The sequence below is a fragment of the Escherichia sp. E2748 genome, from assembly GCF_005781125.1.
Taxonomy (GTDB): domain Bacteria; phylum Pseudomonadota; class Gammaproteobacteria; order Enterobacterales; family Enterobacteriaceae; genus Escherichia.
The window spans coordinates 1-16,033 of the sequence record NZ_VATP01000045.1 but is presented as its reverse complement, the minus strand read 5'-3'; the positions used below and the strand labels follow the sequence as shown (position 1 = coordinate 16,033).

The window sequence follows — 16,033 nt, the reverse complement described above, 5'->3', positions numbered from 1 at the left end:
CTAAAACGGGTCTATTTACAAAGAATCCACTAAAATCATTACTTGCTCATTACCTGGAGAGGGAGGTAAAGAAGCTTCATTCTTCATTGATAATATTACAAAAGAAATTAATTATAGTTTTGAAAAGAATGGTAAAACAGAGTTAAAAGTGGTTTTTAATGAAAGGAATAACCTGAGGCACACCAAAGATAGCAAAATGAGAATTACTTATTATGGCTTCAAGCGCGGCAAATACAATTATGTCATTAATGTAATCGAAGGTTCTGAAAAAAATAAATATACAATATCGTTTGATATCAAGAAAAATGGAAGGATTATTCAATCCAGTGATTGCTTACCGAGTTCATTTAGACACGATAGTATTATAAGTAATATATACTTGATATTCCTTACGTGAATGAGGAAAGATTTAATTTTCCATAAGCCCCCCAACAAAAATAAATTTCATTTTAACTCATCGAAGAGTTTTAAATTTAATGTTAATGCATTGATTGTTAAATTGGTGAATAAGATAGCCAGGTGTCAGGTTAGCGACTGGGATGGAGAGGTATATGGATATACCAGGACGGAGGAAAAGAAATATTAGTCAGTTCTGGAATGGCTTACATGCTTCAGTGCGTCTTACCATCTAAGGAAAATAGGATATATATCAAAGAAAAACAAAAAGGCGAAAGAAATTGCATTAAAAACCATTTCTGAATATCCGAGCGGAATTTTCATGAAAGTCAAAGCAAAAAATAAATAAAATTTATTTTATTTTTCGCGTAATAATAAGACCAGTGCTTAGCTTGTTTCCGGAGATAAGGTAAGGGTTATACGGATTTCACAAGATAATAAATGGGTAAATATTGGTTATATCAATACCAAAGGTTTACCTCTTATATTCTGGATCAACGCTGAAACACTTGAATAATAAATATTAATTTATTCCGCCCTGTAAACAATAAATTAATGGAGATACAAATGTTGCAAATTATTCGAAAAGGCGACAAAACCACTCACGGCGGTTCAGTCATGACCTGTTCTGACACCATGATATTTGGTGGGATTGGCGTGGCGCGTAAAGGTGATATGGTTTTCTGCCCGATACCTCTACATGGTCCGACAACCATCATCGAAGGTAATCCTGATTATCTTGATAACGGGATCCCGGTCGCCTTTCACGGCCATAAATGTGGTTGTGGCTGTACATTGATCAGCTCTTTTGCTTCTGCAAAGGTTGCCTGAGTATGCCAGTCCTGCTGGATGCTATCCCTGAAAAGGCGTCGAAGGTTCCACGACCTGATACCCGCCGATGGCTGCTGTTCCTGGCATTTGTCATGTCAGGAGGAATTGCGTTAACGCTCTGGAACTGGACGGCAGAACGCACTGGCTTTATTTTCTGGTTTACTGCACTGGGATTGCCTTTCTGTCTCTGGGGGCTTCTTTTCTCCCTGCGCAGGTTTGCATATAAAGTAGAGCAGGTAGGGGCTGAGTCCAGGAATGCGGAACGCGAAGCGCTTATTGATAGCGAAACTTGTCGTGGTCAGCGCTGTGGCTGGATACTCGATACCTATGTTCAACACTTTTCAGGAAATACTCCCGCTGCACTGGTTAAAGCTGTTAATCATACTGTTCCAGCTTCAGAGACCTCCACGCCACGTGGTTCCAAATCTGCTGTCAGGTATGCAGCCTTACCCAGTTTTCAGACAGCTCTGGATACAGAACTCATCTCTGTAACGTCAACACTCGTCGCCCATGTACAAAAAATTACCGACATCCTTTCGCAGGATATTCCTTGCTGCCTGATGCTGGACTGTGACGATGATATCCGTCCCGGACTGGAGGAGCACTTCAGAAATGAACTCACGGCCAGAACCGGGAGAGTTTTCAGAGTCCTCGCAGGCAAAGGTCTGGCGGGATTTGATGCCTGGCTTGATCAGCGCTGGAACACTCCAGGCATTCTTGCAGAGGTGACGTTTTCATTGCCCGCGCAACCTGATGAAGGTGACGCCGATGCCATTACTCTTGTGGTGTTCAGCAACCGTAAGGCTGCTGGCTATCCAGATGCAGTATGCCTTCATCGCCCAGAAAAGGGTAAGGAAGTCCAGCTTGTAAAAACGCTGGACAGGGCGCTGTTATGGGCCGCAACAGCCCCTGAGGCACTAAAAACGGCCTGGTATACAGGTCCAGTCCTTTCAGGCGGAAGTGGATGGAATATGGCTTGTGAAGATAACGGGGTAACATTCAGCTTGTCAAAAGACAATCATGGAATTGATTCCGTTCTGGGATATGCCAGCCGCGCCGCCCCCTGGCTCGCTGTTATTCTTGCCTCAGTGGCATGCAGAGATAATGGCCCGCAGGTTATCGCCGCCCAACCCACCGCTGACAAAGACGACGTCTGGATCGCTGTCATCACCAAAGAAGAAGTTCGCAAGGAATCGCCCAAGAATGTCTAAGGTAAAAGTAAAAACTCTCATCGGCTCCGTTGTAACTGTCGCCTTTTTCCTGACAGCCATCGTGGCATTTCTGTTTTATGCCTTTCCGGAAAACGTAGCTTCGGCCACCGGCTTCGGTCCGTATGACGGCCAACGGATACTCACATTCTGCGCCATACTGGTTGCCACGTTGTTTTTACTCGGCTGGCTGACGGAGAAGGCTTTCGACCTCGCCGGTAAATCTGGGTTGTATTTCCAGTGGGGACGGAAAAAGGCTGAGAGCGTCACTCCGGTAATGAGCACCATTCCCGGTGAAGAAGACGACGATGAACCGGTCTTCAGCGAAGACGCCGTATCCGAACACCTGCGCTTTCGCTATGGACGTCGCTGGAAGCGTAGAGTGCGACTCCTTCTGGTGATGGGCAACCAGGACGACGTTCACAAAGCTGCCCCGGGCCTGTGTAATGACCTCTGGCAGGAAGGCGACGGCAATGTGCTGATTTATGGCGGTGACGCGCAGTCACTTCCGGACGAGATCTTCCTTTCAAAACTGAAGCGCCTGCGATCCGGGCAACCGGTTGATGGCATCATTCAGGTGATGAGTATTTCAGCCCTTCCAACGGATGGCGAACGGGATGCCCTCCTGCGTTACCGTCAGAAAGCCGACCATCAGTTGGGCTGGCAGGTGCCTGTCTGGCTGTGGCTGACTGACAACGCCACCGATGCTCAGCAGGGCGCGGAAACTGCTGCGACAGGGGTCATATTCGGGCCTGATGGCACCGTGAAAGACGCGGGTGAAGGGTTTTCTACATTGGCACTGCATCTGCAAAAAGCAGGTATGGCACAGATACTGAATAATCCGGCTGATTTCGGTCTGCTTCAGTTATCCCTCCAACTGCGGCAGGAGCTGAAAGCCAGTCTGGATGTTTTGCTCGGCGGGCTGATGCAGGGATCTGCGGTCTGGCGTTTACGCGGTGTCATGTTCAGTCCTGAAGTGGCCGTTGTCGGTTCGGTCCCAAACACACGCCCCGACACACTGACCTGGAAAGCCGTCATTGATGACTGTGATGCCGTCAGCGGCAGGAAGCTGGGCTTCGACTGGCTGAAGATGCTGCGGTTAATTCTGCTTTCCCTGATTGTCCTGTGGGGGGCCGCTACACTGCTGTCTCTGATCGTTAACCGTACTCAGATTTATCAGGCGCAGGAAACGGCAAGACAGGCAGCGGATACTGCAAAATCACTGGCTGAACGTCTGCACAATCAGCTCGTACTCCAGCAGGCCATTGCCCGTCTGCAACATCGTGAGACGACCGGCGCGCCATGGTACACACGATTTGGTCTTAATCAGGACAGCGACACGCTGGCCGCACTCTGGCCGCTGTATGCGAAAAATAACGCACAGCTAATGAGGGATGCTACAGCAGACAGTCTCAGGCAGCAGCTGAATGCCTTTGTGCAACTACCTCCTGCCAGTGATGCCCGTACGCAGGGCACACAGCATACATATGACATACTCAAAAGTTATCTGATGCTGGCGCGTCCGGACAAAGCGGACGCCGGCTGGCTGGCAAAAAACGCGCTGAAAGCCTTACCGAAACGCCAGAATGTGCCGGATGGCATATGGCAGAACATCGCACCGAAACTGCTGGGTTTTTATGCGCAAAACCTCCCGGCTCATCCGGAATGGAAAATTAAGCCTGATGCCCAATTAATCAGCACAGTCCGTCAAATTCTGCTTAAGCAAATTGGCCAGCGGAACGCTGAGTCCGGGTTATATCAGGAGATGCTTAAGCGCGTGGCCAGCAACTGGCCTGATTTAACGCTTGCTGATATGACTGGCGACACCGATGCCTCAACGGTATTCAGCACTGATGAAGTCGTTCCTGGAATGTTTACGCGTCAGGCCTGGGAAGAGCAGGTACAGGATGCGATTGATGAGGTCGTGAAAACCCGCCGCGATGAAATTGACTGGGTACTGTCGGACAAGACCCATCAGACAGGGAGCGATATCTCCCCGGAGGCGCTGAAGGCCCGCCTGACTGAACGCTATTTCACCGATTTTGGTAACGCCTGGCTCAACATGGTCAACAGCATACAGTGGCAGGAAGCCACGTCACTGTCTGAGGCGATTGCCCAGCTCAGTCTGATCGGCGATGTCCGCCAGTCCCCGCTAGTGGCACTGATGAACACGCTGGCCTGGCAGGGGAAAACAGGGCAGAAAGGTGAGGCTCTGGCTGATTCAATCGTGGACTCAGCGAAAAAGCTGATCGGTCAGAAAAAAAATGCCAGACAGTTTATTGAACAGGCACAGGGCCCTAAAGGTCCGCTTGATGGCGTGTTTGGACCGCTGATGGGGCTTATGGAAGGTAAAGAGGGTACCGGTGCCAACGGTAACCTCAGTTTCCAGTCCTGGCTGGCCCGCGTAACTCAGGTGCGGCTGAAGCTTCAGCAAGTCACCAGCGCCCCGGATCCGCAGGCTATGTCGCAGATGCTGGCCCAGACAGTATTCCAGGGCAAAGCCATCGATCTGACCGATACCCGCGACTACGGCAGTCTGGTTGCGGCGAGTCTGGGGCAGGGGTGGAATGGATTTGGCCAGTCGTTATTTGTGCAACCGCTTGATCTGGCCTGGCGGCAGGTAATTGCCCCGGCTGCGGGTAGCCTCAATGTCCGCTGGCAGACAACCATTGTCGATCAGTGGAATAAGGCCTTTGCGGGACGGTACCCGTTTAAAGCCACCGGCAGCGATGCCTCCCTGCCGCTACTGGCTCAGTTCCTGCGTAGCGACTCGGGTCGAATCACTACCTTCCTGAAAACTAATCTCGGCGGGATCCTCCGCCAGGAAGGGAATCGCTGGGTCGTTGATCCTTCCGCAAGTCAGGGGATGGTTGTGAGTCCGGATTTTCTCCGGGCGATTAATCAGCTGGCGGAACTGTCAGATATCATGTTCTCTCAGGGCGATGCGAGTGTTCACTTCGAACTGATGGCGCGTCCTTCACGGGATGTTGCCAGAGTGCAGCTTACCCTCGATGAGCAGAACCTGGATTACTTCAATCAGATGGAAAGCTGGCAGAGCTTCACCTGGCCGGGGAATACTTACTATCCAGGTGTGTCGCTCATCTGGCGTAGTGTAAACAGCGGTATGCAACTCTTCGCCAGTAACCAGGGTAACTGGGGCTTCATTCGCCTGCTGGACAAAGCCCTGATCACTCCACTCGATGCCAGCCGTACACAACTGGTGTGGATCACCGCCGATGGCAATCCTCTGAAGTTCATCATGCGCAGCGAGCTGGGCGACGGTCCGCTAGCCTTACTAAAGCTACAGGGATTTACGCTGCCCGCGTCCATTTTTAACGTTGCTGCTGGCACTGAAGGTGTTGAGTAAATATGAACAGAGGCATTCATCCTGTGCTGGCCTTTGCTAAACAGGTAGATGGCTGGTCTTCAGGTGTATTCAGTCAGGTTGATAAGTGGCGGGAAACCGATTCACTTGCCCCATGCCGGTAGATGACGTTTCGCCAGTGCTGACGCTGGAAGACTCGGAGCCCGCTCTGTTGTTTGAAGTCCTGGCCCAACGCCTGAAGCTGCTACGAATGAAAGCCGGTCACAGTGAATCTGATAAAGCCCGTTGGTGGGTCTGATCGCCATTGACCCGGCCAGTGCCATGGTGCTCTGTGGCTAATATTCTCTTTAATAATTTTCAGGAATACCATGCATGGATGATTTAACCCTTCGCTATTACGAAGCAGAGATGCGCTATCTGCGTGAGGCGGGCAAAGAGTTCGCCCGTGCCCATCCGGATCGGGCAGCGATGCTTAATCTGGATAAACCCGGCGCCCGCGATCCTTATGTAGAGCGCCTGTTTGAAGGTTTTGCCTTCCTGATGGGCCGTTTGCGTCAGAAGCTGGATGATGACCTGCCGGAACTGACCGAAGGGCTGGTGAGTCTGCTGTGGCCACACTATATGCGGACCATCCCGTCGCTGGCTATCGTCGAATTCTCTCCTGACTGGCGTGGCCTTCGTCAGGCTGAACTTCTTGCCGAAGGTTTCTCCGTACAATCACGCCCTGTCGGGCCGCATAAAACCGCCTGCCAGTACCGGACGACTCGCGATGTTCCTCTGCAACCACTGCATCTTGCGGATGCCCGCCTTCATACTGAAACCGATGGCCGCTCTGCTATCCGTTTGCGCTTCGAATGCCCTGAAAAAGTGGACTGGAGCAAAGCCGGGATCGACAAAGTCGCCATATTCCTCAACGCAGAGAGTCCGATCAGTTCAGCACTCCACCTGGCATTGACCCGTCGCGTTCACGCCATGTACGCCCGCCATTCAGGGACATACACCGAACGTCATCAGTTTGATGGCTGGTGCAAACCCATGGGCTTTGACGACAATGACGGCCTGTGGAAGAAAGCCGATACTGCCTTCAGTGGTTACCAGCTGCTGCTGGAGTATTTCAGCTTCCGACCGAAATTTATGTTTGTTGAACTGCGTGGCCTCGACACCATCGGGCTAACTGAAGCCAGCTCCTGGTTTGAAATCGACATCGTGCTCAGTGAAGCCTGGTCATCCGATCTGCCTTTTGAAACGGAAAACTTCCGGCTGCACTGTGCACCGGTCATCAACCTCTTCACCCTGGAGGCCGATCCGCTGACGCTTAACCCGCTGGATAACGAATACCTGCTCAGGCCGTTGCGTCTTCAGGATGGTCACACCGAGATTTACAGCGTCGATGATATCCATGGCGCGGTAAAGAATGGCAAACACCCCTATGTACCGTTCACCAGCTTCCGGCACCGGGGCGGTATGATGCGCCACGATGCCCCTGAACGTTATTACCACACCCGCGTGAAACGCGGCCCCTCTGGCCTGTATGACACCTGGTTGATTCTCGGGGGGCGTTCGTTCGAGCTGGAGCAGCTGTCCGATAAACCAGAATCCCTTTCGATGCGAATAACCGGTACCAACGGGCAGCTTCCGCGCACAGCGCTGGAAAGTACGCTCCTGGACAGGGTGGCAAAAACCGGCAAAGTGCCCGTCAGGGTACTGAACGTCACCGCACCGACGATACCGCTGTATCCCCCTGCAAACGACCGTTTTCACTGGCGGGTGATGAGCCACCTCGGCTCAAACTTCCTCAGCATGATGGACAATCCGGAAGTCCTGCGGGGAACGCTGGCGCTGTACGACTGGACCGATGATGAAATGAACCGACGTCGGCTTGAAGCTATCGTCGCCGTGAAGCACACCCTGCTCCGCCGTTTTGAGAAGGGCTTTATGCTCCGGGGAGTAGACATAGAGGTCACGCTGAACATGGATAATTTTGCAGGCGAGGGGGATGTGAATCTCTTCGGCGAAATGCTGCACCGGTTCTTCGCGCGCTACGCTGATATTCACCTCTTCAACCAGCTTACGCTGGTGCTGCAACCGACAGGAAAACGACTGAGATGGCGCGAGAATCACAGCCAGTACGTCCCGGGCTAACACTAGTCCTGAGCAAAGATATCTGGCGGGCCAATTTTTATCGTTTCTGCCAGCTGCTGGAGCAGGAAAATCCGGACGCGCCGAAACTGGGCGCCTCCAGCCATCCAGCCAACGATCCGGTCCGCTTCAGGCCCTGGCCTGGTATGGGTTTCCCGGTCAGTACCCTCAAAGCGGTGGAGACTGACGAAGACCACCCGGAATTACCCCCAACGGTCCGTACGACATTTTTGGGGATATATGGCGTGGACTCCCCTCTGCCGACGTCCTGGCTGGACGACATTGCGCAGCGCCGCGAAGGGCACGAGGCAGTTACCTCGTTTCTGGATATTTTCAGCCACCGTATCACCACCCAGTATTATCGGATCTGGCGGAAATACGCCTGGCCGGCCACCTTCGAGGCAGGTGGCCGCGATGCCACATCTCAGTGTCTGCTGGGGCTGGTCGGCCTTGGTATACCGGGCACCGCTGAACAGGTGGCAACGCCGGTTTCACGCTTTCTGGCCTTGCTGGGTACCATGCGATTACCCACCCGCAATGCAGAAGGCATTCGGGCCCTGGTAAGCCTACTGGCACCGAATACCCGGGCAATTATCACCGAGCCCGATCCGGTTAAGGTCCATATCGATAACCGTAGCGGGTTGGGTACCGGGAACCGCATCTGTCTTTCTCAGCGAGCCACGCTGGGTAAAACGGCAAAGGAAGCATGCAGTCGGGTACTGGTGACGCTGGAGACAGAAGATCCGGAGGAAGCCGAAGGGTGGTTACCAGGTGGTTTCCTCCATACCGATTTACTGGTCCTGCTGCGCGTTTATCTCGGCTACCGCAGTGACGCCCGACTGCGCCTCACCGTACCCGTACGATTGTTGCCTGAGCCACGCCTTGGCAAAGGCAGACGTATCCAGCTGGGCCGCACCGGCTTGCTGGGCCTGAAAGCAGGCAAGCTCAGCAATAGTCGGGGAAGTCTGACCGTCAGTCTGGGCTGCTATGAAGGGTTGCAATGTTCTGCGCTACCGTCCGCTGAAGACGGGCACTACCGCTTCGAATAATCACGTACTCCCACTCTCAATAAAGGAACTTTTGAATGGCAACAGTAACCCGTTGGTGGGCGCTGACGCTTATTGCCTGTAGCCTGCTCGCTGGCTGCGGTCTGACTCAGACTGTCACGGACGGTACGGTCAGCATCACGAAATCCATCTTCTACAAGAAAATCAAAACGCTGCATCTGGATTTTACCCCGCGTACGGCCATTAACGCTGATGGCGCACAGACACCGCTGGCAACGATGGTGAGAGTTTATCAGCTCAGGGATCGTAAAGCGGTTGATGCCGCCGATTACCAGACACTGCTGCGCAATGCCGATACGGTACTTAAAGACGACGTACTGGCGTCTAAAGAGCTGCTGGTGATGCCAGAAGGCAGCATGACACTCAATATGCCCATGGATGAAGACGCTCAGTTCGTGGCGGTGGTGGGATTATTTAACCGCCCGGATCAGAAGGACAACCGCTGGCGCCTGGTGCTAACCCGTGACGATCTGGACCCGGACAACCCCCGCACGATTGAACTGGGTGATGGCTGGCTCAGCCTCGTGCCGGTGAAGGAGTGACGTGATGGATAACTGGTTAGCGCTTTTTGACGGACAGCCCCGATATTTTCTGGATATTTTTGACAGCTCAGTGAAGCCGGATGTTCTGCGCTTTTACGGCAGGGAAGCACTGAGCGAACCCTTCAGCTGGGACATCGAGTTCACAACGCTTCAGGCGAATATCCCCCCGGAAGAGGTGCTGATGAAATATGCCTCTTTCCGGATGCGGAGCGGTAAAAGTGTGCACGGCATGGTGACCCGCCTGGAATGGCTTTCCACCTCAAAGGACCAGTCTCACTACCGGCTTACGATCAGTTCGCGCCTGGCGCTCCTGGGATATACCCGACAGTGCGTGGTCTATCAGAACCAGTCTGTTCCTGAGGTGGTTGAGCAGGTGCTGCGTAAACACGGTCTGGAAGGTCCCGATTTTGAATTCAGACTGGAGCGCACCTACCCACCACGTGAAATTATCACTCAGTGGCGGGAAACGGATTTGCAGTTCATTCAGCGCATTCTGTCTGAGGTGGGTATTTACTGGCGTACGGAGATGGACGACGTGCGCGGTCTGGATACTTACATACTGGCCGACAGCCAGCTTAACTATCAGTTTGATGTGCAGTTGCCCTACAGCGAGCCGTCGGGGTTGTTCGACAGTGTGGCAGAATCGGTCTGGGATGTGCGGACCTGGCACAACATTGCCACCGGCACTGTCACCACGCGTGATTACAACTACCGGACAGCCACCATGCCGATGAATGCGGCGGTCAGCGTGCGTAATGATGTGGTCACCACCGGGGAGCATTACCGCTACGCAGCCCCTTATCGTGAAGCGGGAGACGATGCCAGCCCGGAGCCGGAAACCGAATCTGGCGCGTTCTGGGCCCGACTTCACCACGAGCGGGAGCTCAACAGGTCGGCCCGTATTCACCTGTTCAGCAATGCTGCACACCTCACACCCGGGCAGGTGCTGGAGCCGCAGGGCGATGTCATTACGGCCCTGCAAGAGGGCGTCATCCTTACGCTGGTGACCTTCCGGGGCGCCCGTGATTCCCGTCTGCATGTGTCGGTCTGGGGCCAGCCTTACACCGAACGTTACTGCTTCCGTCCGGCAGAGATCCCGCGTCCGGTCATCGCGGGTACGCTTCCGGCACGGATCGAAAGTCGCGAAAAAAATGATACCTACGCACATCTGGATGAGCAGGGGCGCTATCGGGTGAAGCAGGACTTCGACCGGGAGGGGACGGAACCCGGTTACGGCTACCTTTGGCTGCGGATGGCGAAGCCTTATGCCGGTGAAACGCTGGGCTGGCATACGCCGCTCATCGATGGCACCGAAGTGGCGATTGCGTACAGCAATGGCGATATTGATCTGCCGTACATCGCCTGTGCACTACACGACTCCGAACATCCCGATCTTGTGAACCGGGACAATCATACCCGGAACATCCTCCGGACACCGGCCAACTCAAAATTGCGGATGGAAGACAAGCGTGGTGAGGAGCACATCAAACTCGCCACGGAATACGGTAAAACGCAGCTCAACAACGGGCACCTGGTGAACAGCAAAGGACAACTTCGCGGTAAAGGCACAGAGCTGCGCACCGATGAGTGGGGAGTCCTGAGAGCAGGAAAGGGACTCTTTGTCGCTGCGGATGTCCAGGCGAAAGCGCAGGGTGATGCTCTGGACATGGATGCTGCATTGAAGGAAATCGACAGGCTTAATCAGCAACTGCAACAACTGGAAATGGCCGCAGAAAAGGCCCTGGCGCTGAAGGGGGATGTCGACAGCCAGATACAGATGTTTGAGCAGCGGCTGAAACCGCTCAATGAAGCGGTGCTTTTCTCGGCGCCGGAAGGCATGGCACTGACCAGTGGAGAAGATATGCAGCTGGCCGCGGGCCGGAACCTTGCGCTTAACGCCGGAGAAGACTTCAGTGCTGGAGTGATGGGCAATGCGACCGCTTTGACCGGGGAGAAGCTGGGGCTCTTTGCCCGCACCGGTCAACTGAGCCTGAAATCCGGGGAAGGGCCAATAGATGTCCAGGCGCAAAACGCCAGTATGCGGTTGTTCGCTGAGAAGAAGCTGACGCTGAGCTCAGCGAGTGACATCTCCTTTGCCGGAAAAAAACGTATCACGCTGATTGGTGGTGGCAGTTATCTGAAGCTTGAGGCCGGGAAGGTCGAGTATGGTACGACAGCGTCGTATGTACGGAAGGTGAAAAGGACGATGGCGGCATCAGCCAGTGCTAAACCTCCGGAGGCCTTATCCTTACCGCCTCCAGCGACCATGAGAGAATTCAATCCCGAAACGCTCACCCCGTGGGTGACGCCGGTGTATGCAAAATCCTGCCTGAAGGAGAAAGGCTGCACGGATGCCGGTACTGCCGAAGAGCCCGTTGATAACTTTGGACAGATGACAATTTTTGCCCAGCCTGTCGAGGACGACTGCTGCGGTTATGGCCATCAGCATGAGCATGCAGATGATGAAGTCGTTCAGCATGCCCAGTCAGCCAAAAAGCGTAAGCCTGACGCCGGGGGCGCTCAGGCAACGGCTGCACCACTTGCTCTTGGGGCTGCTACGGGCGTGATGACCCAGGTCTGGGGAGAATGGTCCCTGACCGGCGTATTGGGCGCGGCCCGGGGAATTCCGTATGTAGGAGCGATGATGTCCGCACTCTACGTTCCATCTGCGGGCGAGGGGAGTGACAGGGTTCCTGGCCGGGATGAATTCTGGTACGAGGAAGAGCTGCGGCAGAAAGCCATCACCGGGGCAAAAGCGACAACCCGGGTGAGATTCTTCTGGCGCCAGGATGAACAGGGCAACATGCGGGTCTATGGCGTCCATACGGGTGAAGGTACCCCGTATGAAGGTGTCCGCACAGCAAACATGGTGTGGAATAGTGAGCATAATCAATATGAGTTCACTCCAGCTCACGGTGCCGATGGTCCGCTGATTACCTGGACGCCAGAGAGACCTGAGGGCAGTGACCTTCCCTCACATACCGGCAGCGACATCAAGCCAATAGACCAGGCAACAATACTCGTCACGCCAATTCCTGACGGTAAAGATGAATACACGACACCACCTTTCCCGGTGCCGGAAGAACGCGATCTTAACGATTACATTCTGGTGTTCCCTGCGGATTCAGGGATTAAGCCGATTTATGTTTATCTCAAAACCGCGAGGGATGAGCCAGGTGTGGCAACAGGGAAGGGGGAGACGCTATCAGGTTCAGAGAAATGGCTTGAGGCTGCGAGCTCTGGTCTGGGGGCACCTGTACCTGCGCAGGTTGCTGATAAACTTAGAGGAAAACCCTTCCGTAACTTTGACCATTTTAGAGAAGAGTTTTGGCTTGCTGTGGCAGAATGTCCTGAATTGATGAGTCAGTTTAAAAGGGTTAACCAGATGGAAATAAGAGATGGGAATGCTCCTTTCAGCATAGTGCCAGAACAAGTTGGTGGAAGAAAAAGATTTGAAATACACCATATAGAACGTATTATTGATAGTGGGGCTGTTTATGACTTTGAAAACATGCGCGTAAACACAGTTAGAAATCATATTAATTTACACTCAAAGAAAAATAGGTGATTTATGGAGTTTAAGCCAAAGCTTGAGGATTATACAGAGGATGAGTTCAGAACCTTTTTAAATGAATTTTTCACGAACCCAAAAAAATTAAAAGGAAAAGAGCGGCAGCAGTATATAGATAATTTAGTTGCGCACTTTGACCTAATTGTAAATCACCCTGAAGGTAATGGATTGTTATTCTATCCCCCAGACGACCGTGAAGATAGCCCTGATGGGGTGATCGGGGAAATAATAAGATGGAGAAAATCCCAAGGGCTTCCATTATTTAAGGACTTCTAGGTCAAAGAATCATGAATAGAATATCATCATGACTGCTGCGTAACGGTCTTAATTTAGTAACAAAAATGGACTTGTTGGGGAATGATATTCGGAGTCGCTGGATATTATGGAGCGGACTTGGTTGCGGATTATATTGATGAAAATTAATTTCGATCGTTTATTTAGCAAAAAAAATAACCTTCAGGATATCTATTCTGAAAATACCTTTATCACAATCCCAGACTCAGAAAGAAGATACCCACCATTCTTTTTTGTTGGGAGCGGGGTATATGCATACTCAACCAGGTTCATGATTAAATCCGATGACTTAGCAAAGCTAGTTGATACGATCGAGGAAAGGTTCAACAAAAAGATAACCAGCAATAAAGCTATTTATTCGCTCAAAAACAGCACTCTTCACTATTATCAATTTAAAGAATTTGGTCAAACAGCAGTAGATATAATAACTAATGACAACAACCTCATTGATAATATTTACGCTTTATATTTAGAACCACCGCTACCGAGCACTGTATTCCCTAACCGGGATGTAGAAACATTCGGAAGTCTACAAGGCGATATAGAAGCATGGTGGAGTATATATTGGCACCCTTTCTGGGGGAGGCTATCTCTGGAAAAGAAAAAACATTACGTAGAGCAAAAAAATTTATCTAATGAGCTAAAGGAATTCCTACTTCTCCATAACTAACATCATTCCCGCAAAATGACTTTCGCCCAAGATGATCTCTGAGGTTTATGCCATGCGGTCTGGCGCAGACCAGTGTGAATGGTAAAATCGGCATCACGATTTCAACATAAATTTATTCACTATGGTAAATAGGAGACACGAAATGATAAATGTAACTGAGATGAGCGAAAACATTTCCAATTATACAGAAAACGAATTCACCGAAATTGTAAGTGAATTCTATCCCGAGCAAGTATCAAAAAAATCATTAAGCAATACAGAATTAGAAAATTATTTGGACAAGCTTTTGGATAAAATCATTTACTTAGTTGGCTCAGTTACTGCGAGTGATTTTATATATTACCCTAACACCCAGAAGAAGACAATCCAGAATCCGTAATTAAGGAAATAAAAAATCAAGAAAAAACCATGGATTAGCTCTTTTTAAAGATTAATAAAACCACACAAAATGAATAGAAGGTAATTTATGGAACTTAAAAACTCATTTTCAGAATATACACAACAAGAATTTTTGCTTTTTTGAATGAATTTTTTAAGAATTCAAGAAAAGCAAAGCCAAAGGGGGAATCTCTTAGTGATTATTTGACAAAATTATCGAATCACTTTGACAAAATCACGGAGCATCCTGAAAAGAGCGATTTAATATTTCACCCAAAGGATAATTCAAAATGTACTCCAGAAGGATTGATTGAGGCAGTTTTAAACTGGAGAATATCCCAAAGCCTTCCTATTTTCAAAGATATTTAAACTAGAACGTTATAACCCTATGTAATTCCAAGAGTAAATGACACTTTATTAAATCCATAATTACAGACAGAAAAATATGTTTGAATTTATGCGTACGTTTAATGATTACACTGAAAATGAATTTCTCGAATTCTTACATGAATTTAGAAAAGCAACAAGGAAAGATAAGTTTCTAAAAGGGAAAGAATTAGATACTTACTTAGATAAGCTCATGTACCATTTCATAGTTATTACTGAGCACCCTAAGCAAGGAGACCTAATAGCCTATCCTGAATCACCAGAAGACGGGAACCCCAATAATATTATCAAAATTGTGAGGGTGTGGAGAAAATCTCAAGGCCTCCCACTTTTTAAAGACTCTGAAGCGGATTCTTGAGGTCTAAATGTCCAATAGAAAATCCCCATCGTTATATGAAATTCTCACTGGCAACTTTACAGGGGATCTTCCCCTTGAAGTTGTAAACGAAGAAGACCAGGTCATTTTATCCGTGCTGGATAACATCCAGCGTATCTTGAACGCCCGGGCCGGGACCATATCTCATCTACCAGATTATGGTTTGCCGGATATGACCAAAATTCTGCAAGGCATGCCCGGAACAGCCCACGAGCTAATCGATACGCTGGCCGGTGTTCTACTCAAGTATGAACCACGTTTGCAGTCCCTTAATGTAACTTTATTCGAACAGCAAGTGCCCGGGGAGCTGCGTTACGCCATAGATGCGGAACTGAGAGGTATCGGACTTGTACGGTATGGGACCGAGTTTATGCCAGAGGGAAAGGTGATGATCAGACACTTGAAACAGCAGCAAAATCTGTAAAAACATCAATTTATCTAATCAATTCATACCCTCATTTCCATATTCTCGGCTTAACCGACCGTGCAACCTCAACACATTGGTTTCAATTGCCGTCAACACGTTCTCCGGAAAATCTGCCGATAATGAAGTCTTCACGTTATCCAGTGCTGCGGGAATCATTCTGGCAAAGTCACTCAGGATTTCATGCATCTGCACTTCCGGGAATTTCAGTGCCTTTGCTGTCGCCAAAAAATGTCGCGGATAAATTTTATGGATTACCGTTTTCTGCCTTTGGATGCATTAAGCCCCATTGCCAGTTTGAGATCGCTGATATGTATTCCCGGGCCACCCAATACCGGAAATGCTGAAATGATGTCGTAAAATGGCGTGAGTCGATAACTACCGCCGGCCTAGATAAACACAGAGAAATTTTTCGCATGGCCGTC

General features: G+C 50.6%; 11 protein-coding genes and 3 pseudogenes. 13 read left to right on the top strand and 1 reads right to left on the bottom strand.

The window, feature by feature from the left end; genetic code table 11:
* Positions 1-963 precede the first annotated feature (963 nt).
* From FEK42_RS22290 to tssE, 13 genes and pseudogenes are all read left to right on the top strand, one after another.
* Entirely contained in the window at positions 964-1,227 is a 264-nt protein-coding gene (locus FEK42_RS22290) for a PAAR domain-containing protein (RefSeq protein ID WP_130210724.1), read from the top strand.
* A 2-nt stretch (positions 1,228-1,229) separates the two neighbouring features.
* Complete coding sequence (locus FEK42_RS22285; RefSeq protein ID WP_130210722.1) at positions 1,230-2,438, top strand: hypothetical protein; 1,209 nt, start codon at positions 1,230-1,232, stop codon at positions 2,436-2,438.
* Complete coding sequence (locus tag FEK42_RS22280) at positions 2,431-5,802, top strand: ImcF-related family protein (RefSeq protein ID WP_130210720.1); 3,372 nt, start codon at positions 2,431-2,433, stop codon at positions 5,800-5,802. Before FEK42_RS22285 ends, FEK42_RS22280 begins: the two co-directional genes overlap by 8 nt.
* Positions 5,803-5,932: 130 nt before the next feature.
* Positions 5,933-6,099, top strand: a pseudogene (locus tag FEK42_RS22275) (type VI secretion system protein TssA); the annotation flags it as partial.
* Between the two features lie 33 nt (positions 6,100-6,132).
* On the top strand, positions 6,133-7,902 hold the full coding sequence (tssF, locus tag FEK42_RS22270; protein WP_130210718.1) for a type VI secretion system baseplate subunit TssF: 1,770 nt from the start codon (positions 6,133-6,135) through the stop codon (positions 7,900-7,902).
* Positions 7,866-8,948 carry a type VI secretion system baseplate subunit TssG gene (gene tssG, locus FEK42_RS22265; protein WP_130210716.1) on the top strand — a complete coding sequence of 361 codons (1,083 nt, stop codon included), beginning with the start codon at positions 7,866-7,868 and terminating at the stop codon, positions 8,946-8,948. Before tssF ends, tssG begins: the two co-directional genes overlap by 37 nt.
* 35 nt (positions 8,949-8,983) lie before the next feature.
* Complete coding sequence (gene tssJ / locus FEK42_RS22260; RefSeq protein WP_130210714.1) at positions 8,984-9,508, top strand: type VI secretion system lipoprotein TssJ; 525 nt, start codon at positions 8,984-8,986, stop codon at positions 9,506-9,508.
* A gap of 4 nt (positions 9,509-9,512) precedes the next feature.
* Positions 9,513-11,747: pseudogene (vgrG, locus tag FEK42_RS23135) on the top strand (type VI secretion system tip protein VgrG); the annotation flags it as partial.
* A gap of 27 nt (positions 11,748-11,774) precedes the next feature.
* Positions 11,775-13,076: an S-type pyocin domain-containing protein gene (locus FEK42_RS23130; protein WP_346475856.1), complete on the top strand. Its 1,302-nt coding sequence runs from the start codon at positions 11,775-11,777 to the stop codon at positions 13,074-13,076.
* Positions 13,077-13,079: 3 nt separating this feature from the next.
* The gene (locus FEK42_RS22250; protein ID WP_135491817.1) at positions 13,080-13,355 is read left to right on the top strand and encodes a bacteriocin immunity protein; all 276 of its coding nucleotides are present in this window, start codon (positions 13,080-13,082) and stop codon (positions 13,353-13,355) included.
* Between the two features lie 136 nt (positions 13,356-13,491).
* Complete coding sequence (locus FEK42_RS22245; RefSeq protein WP_130259207.1) at positions 13,492-14,043, top strand: hypothetical protein; 552 nt, start codon at positions 13,492-13,494, stop codon at positions 14,041-14,043.
* Between the two features lie 823 nt (positions 14,044-14,866).
* Entirely contained in the window at positions 14,867-15,166 is a 300-nt protein-coding gene (locus FEK42_RS22230) for a bacteriocin immunity protein (RefSeq protein WP_130210704.1), read from the top strand.
* Positions 15,167-15,173: 7 nt separating this feature from the next.
* On the top strand, positions 15,174-15,608 hold the full coding sequence (tssE, locus tag FEK42_RS22225) for a type VI secretion system baseplate subunit TssE (RefSeq protein ID WP_130210702.1): 435 nt from the start codon (positions 15,174-15,176) through the stop codon (positions 15,606-15,608).
* 18 nt (positions 15,609-15,626) lie between these two features.
* Here the strand turns inward: tssE and FEK42_RS22220 are convergent.
* Positions 15,627-16,033, bottom strand: a pseudogene (locus tag FEK42_RS22220) (HipA domain-containing protein); the annotation flags it as partial.

Excerpts from the sequence above, each read along its gene's own strand:
- FEK42_RS22280 (WP_130210720.1), top strand. The coding sequence starts at position 2,431 with ATGTCTAAGGTAAAAGTAAAAACTCTCATCGGCTCCGTTGTAACTGTC.
- FEK42_RS22250 (WP_135491817.1), top strand. The coding sequence starts at position 13,080 with ATGGAGTTTAAGCCAAAGCTTGAGGATTATACAGAGGATGAGTTCAGA.
- tssF (WP_130210718.1), top strand. The coding sequence starts at position 6,133 with ATGGATGATTTAACCCTTCGCTATTACGAAGCAGAGATGCGCTATCTG.
- FEK42_RS22290 (WP_130210724.1), top strand. The coding sequence starts at position 964 with ATGTTGCAAATTATTCGAAAAGGCGACAAAACCACTCACGGCGGTTCA.
- tssG (WP_130210716.1), top strand. The coding sequence starts at position 7,866 with ATGGCGCGAGAATCACAGCCAGTACGTCCCGGGCTAACACTAGTCCTG.
- tssE (WP_130210702.1), top strand. The coding sequence starts at position 15,174 with ATGTCCAATAGAAAATCCCCATCGTTATATGAAATTCTCACTGGCAAC.
- FEK42_RS22245 (WP_130259207.1), top strand. The coding sequence starts at position 13,492 with ATGAAAATTAATTTCGATCGTTTATTTAGCAAAAAAAATAACCTTCAG.
- FEK42_RS22230 (WP_130210704.1), top strand. The coding sequence starts at position 14,867 with ATGTTTGAATTTATGCGTACGTTTAATGATTACACTGAAAATGAATTT.
- tssJ (WP_130210714.1), top strand. The coding sequence starts at position 8,984 with ATGGCAACAGTAACCCGTTGGTGGGCGCTGACGCTTATTGCCTGTAGC.
- FEK42_RS23130 (WP_346475856.1), top strand. The coding sequence starts at position 11,775 with ATGAGAGAATTCAATCCCGAAACGCTCACCCCGTGGGTGACGCCGGTG.
- FEK42_RS22285 (WP_130210722.1), top strand. The coding sequence starts at position 1,230 with ATGCCAGTCCTGCTGGATGCTATCCCTGAAAAGGCGTCGAAGGTTCCA.